We start from the raw sequence: 3408 nt of genomic DNA, 5'->3' as shown, positions 1-3408 counted from the left end.
GAAGGCGACGTGCTGCGGCATGGCGGCTTCCTCGAGCACCTGCGGTGCGACGTTGAGCGGCATGCGGACCGCGCCACCGTCGGTGCGCATGACCTGGCTACGGACCAGGCCGCTTGGCCCGGCGACCTCGATGGGCGCGTCGGCGTCGAGACCGAAGACGCTGGTCAGGAAGAGCACGGTCTCGTCCGCCCTCTGCCAGGGGACGGCGAGGTTGACGTGGTCGATGCTGCGCACGAGCGGTCCGGACGCGGGCGGGAGGCCGTTCTCGAACTCGTCGACCCACGCGGGAGGCGTGCCCGCCGGTGGCGCCGTGACCCAGAAGAACTCGGTGCCGTCCGGTGCGATCGCGCCACCGAGCGGTTGTTCGGCGGCGTAGGTCCTGCGGTAGGCCGCGGGAGCCATCAGGTCGGTGGCGCGTCGCGTGGTGGCCCCTCCGTCGGGCACCAGCAGACCCACGGCGGCGACGCGGGGCTCGAGGTCGCGGGCTTGATGCTCGTTGAGGACGATACGGACATCGCCTGCCGCCCAGAGGGATACGGGCTTGGTCCGATGGCGGCCACGTGGGGTGAAGCCGAGTTGGTCGAGAAGCACCTCGACGTCGCTGGTGTCCTCCGCCTTCAGCTCGACGAAGTCGAAGCCCACCGGCGGTTTGGCGTCGGCCACCGGTGTCAGCGCTGCGGAGCGACCCGCCCCGGGAAGCGCTGCCACCTTGTCCTGCAGCCAGACGAGTGACCGCAGCGCGTGCACCGCGGTGCGGTCCGGGTCGGTCTGCCGGAAGGTGTCGTTGAAGACCTCGAGCGACAACGGCCCGTCGAAGCCCGTCTTCAGCACGTGCCAGACGAAGGTCGCCAGGTCGAAGTCGCCCTCGCCGGGAAACAGTCGGTGGTGGCGGCTCCACGACAGCACGTCCATGGACAGCGCGGGCGCGTCGGCGAGCTGCAGGTAGAAGATCTTCTTGCCGGCAATGTTCTCGATGGCCGCCGGGTCGTGCCCGCGGGACAGCACGTGGAAGCTGTCGAGGCACACGCCCACCGCGGGATGATCGGCCAATTCGACGATGCGCCAGGCTCGCCGGTAGTCGTCGACGAAGCGACCCCAGGCCAACGCTTCGAACGCGACCCTGACGCCATACTCGCTTGCCACGTCGCCGAGTCTGCGGAGCTGGCCGGCCGAGTGTTCGTCGGAGTCGACGGTCGCGGTCGCGACGTTGCTGCAGACGAGCACCGTGTGGATGCCGAGTCTGCGGGCCGTCGCGAACGTCGCCGCGGCCCGTCGTAGGTTCTCGGTGAAGGTGGCCTCGTCCACCCCTTCGATATCGCGGAGAGGCTGGTAGAGGTCCAGCGACAGCCCGAGGCGCTCGGCGAGGCCGCGGATTTCCTCTGGACTGTGGTCGCTGGCGATCAGGTCGGGTTCGAAGATCTCGACACCGTCGAACCCCGCGGAAGCGCAGGCATGCAGCTTCTCGACGAGGGATCCGCTGATCGAGACGGTCGCTATGGACGTCCTCATGGTGTGCCTCCAATCACATATCAATGTACTAAACGGTTAATACATTGGGAAGAGCGTTATGTCATTGCCCCGGCGCCAGCCAGTAAGCTGCCGATCGTGACCGCCCCCGAGCCAAGACGGGAACTGCAGCGCGATGCCGAGCGCACTCGCGCCGAGGTGCTGTCCATCGCCACGGAGGTCTTCGCCGAATCCGGCTACTCGGGTGCCCGCGTCGATGAGATCGCGCAGCGCACCCGCACGACGAAGCGGATGATCTACTACTACTTCGGCGGCAAGGAGCAGCTGTACCTGGCCGTCCTCGAGAACGCCTACCGCGGCATTCGCGAGGCCGAGCAGAAACTGCAGGTCGACCACGTGGACCCCGTCGTGGCGATGCGCAGGCTGGCCGAGCTGACCTTCGATCACCACCTCGACCACCAGGCCTTCATCAGGCTGGTATCCATCGAGAACATCCACCGCGGCGAGTACATCGGCCGGCTCGACTCACTGCGCGCGCTCTCGCGGCCTGCTACCTCGCTGCTGGACGAGATCCTCGAGCGCGGTCGTGAACAGGGCGCCTTCCGGCGCGACGTCGACGCACTCGACGTTCACATCGTCATCAGCTCCTACTGCGTCTTCCAGGTCGCAAACCGGCACACCTTCGGCTTCCTGTTCGGGGTCGACTTCACCGAGCTCTCGCAACGCGCACACCTGCGCCGGATGATCGGGGACGTCGTCGTCGGCTGGCTCACCACCGGCTGATCGAGACCCCGCTCACCAATTGGGGGTTGACGAGACGCGCACCACACTGCTCTACTTCTTGAACGTACTAGTTCGTACATTAAGGGAGCGAAGCACCGTGACGATCAACCCATTCCTCGTCGGCCTCGTCGGCACCGGCGTGGGGCCATCCCTCACCCCGGCGCTGCACATGGCCGAGGGCCGGGCGCACGGTCTGGACTACGTCTACCGCCCCATCGACCTCCACGACATCGGCGTCGCGCCCGAGCGGATCGGTGAGGTCCTCACCTGGGCTCGCGCCCTCGGTTTCAACGCGCTGAACGTCACTCACCCCTGCAAGCGCCTCGTCATCCCCCACCTCGACACGGTCGACGACGCTGCCGCCGCCCTCGGCGCGGTCAACACCGTCGTCTTCGACGGAGCGCGGACGGTCGGCTACAACACCGACGCACCCGGCTTCGCGACCGGATTCGCCGAAGGACTGCCCGGCGCAGCGACCGGCAACGTGGTGCTGCTCGGTGCAGGCGGCGCGGGGGCGGCGGTCGGCCATGCCCTGCTCGAACTGGGCGCCGACCACCTCACCGTCGTCGACCTGGACGTCGATCGCGCCACCGCGCTCGCCGGAGAGCTGGCGGTCCGCCATCCGGAAGCCAGGGTTGACACCTCGTCCTTCGACAAGCTGGCCGTCCTGCTTCCCCATGCCGACGGCGTCGTGCATTGCACGCCAACGGGTATGGCCGAGCATCCGGGAATGCCGTTCGACGAGGGCCTTCTGCACCCGGCGCTGTGGGTCGCCGACATCGTCTACCGACCGCTGGACACCGCCCTGCTGACCGCGGCCCGACGCGTCGGCTGCCGCACGCTCGACGGCGGGCACATGGCCGTGCATCAGGCCACCACGGCCTTCCAACTGATCACCGGCGTCGTGCCGGACGCCGCCAGGATGTCGCGGCACTTCCGAAGCCTCGTCGGGTGAATCCCGCCCACCATCTCAACGTCCGCAGGAAACTAGGAGGACCCCGATGACCGCAACCCACCAGAATCCGCCAGGGGGTGCGCCCCCGGCGGGTCCCGCGCGCACTCCGAAGCGGGCCGCGCTGGCCAGTTTCATGGGGAGCGCGGTCGAGTACTACGACTTCTTCCTGTTCGGGCAGGCCGCGGCACTCATCTTCCCAAGGG

At 68.0% G+C, this 3408-nt stretch carries 3 protein-coding genes and 1 pseudogene; 3 read left to right on the top strand and 1 reads right to left on the bottom strand.

Annotated features, from left to right (window positions below):
* Window positions 1-1509, bottom strand: a 1509-nt coding sequence (locus tag ACRDUX_RS28520) for a sugar phosphate isomerase/epimerase and 4-hydroxyphenylpyruvate domain-containing protein (protein ID WP_526418815.1), incomplete at its 3' end; no start/stop codon positions are given.
* A gap of 96 nt (window positions 1510-1605) precedes the next feature.
* On the opposite strand from ACRDUX_RS28520, the gene ACRDUX_RS28515 reads away from it, so the two are divergent.
* The 3 genes and pseudogenes from ACRDUX_RS28515 to ACRDUX_RS28505 form a co-directional block, all read left to right on the top strand.
* A complete protein-coding gene (locus tag ACRDUX_RS28515) occupies window positions 1606-2250 on the top strand; it encodes a TetR/AcrR family transcriptional regulator (RefSeq protein WP_526418813.1) in 645 nt (214 codons plus the stop codon).
* A 97-nt stretch (window positions 2251-2347) separates the two neighbouring features.
* Window positions 2348-3205 carry a shikimate dehydrogenase family protein gene (locus tag ACRDUX_RS28510; protein ID WP_526418811.1) on the top strand — a complete coding sequence of 286 codons (858 nt, stop codon included), beginning with the start codon at window positions 2348-2350 and terminating at the stop codon, window positions 3203-3205.
* A 46-nt stretch (window positions 3206-3251) separates the two neighbouring features.
* A pseudogene (locus tag ACRDUX_RS28505) lies at window positions 3252-3408 on the top strand (MFS transporter); the annotation flags it as partial.

The sequence above is a fragment of the Mycobacterium sp. genome (assembly GCF_050701675.1).
GTDB lineage: Bacteria > Actinomycetota > Actinomycetes > Mycobacteriales > Mycobacteriaceae > Mycobacterium.
This window is presented reverse-complemented; position numbering and strand designations above follow the sequence as displayed.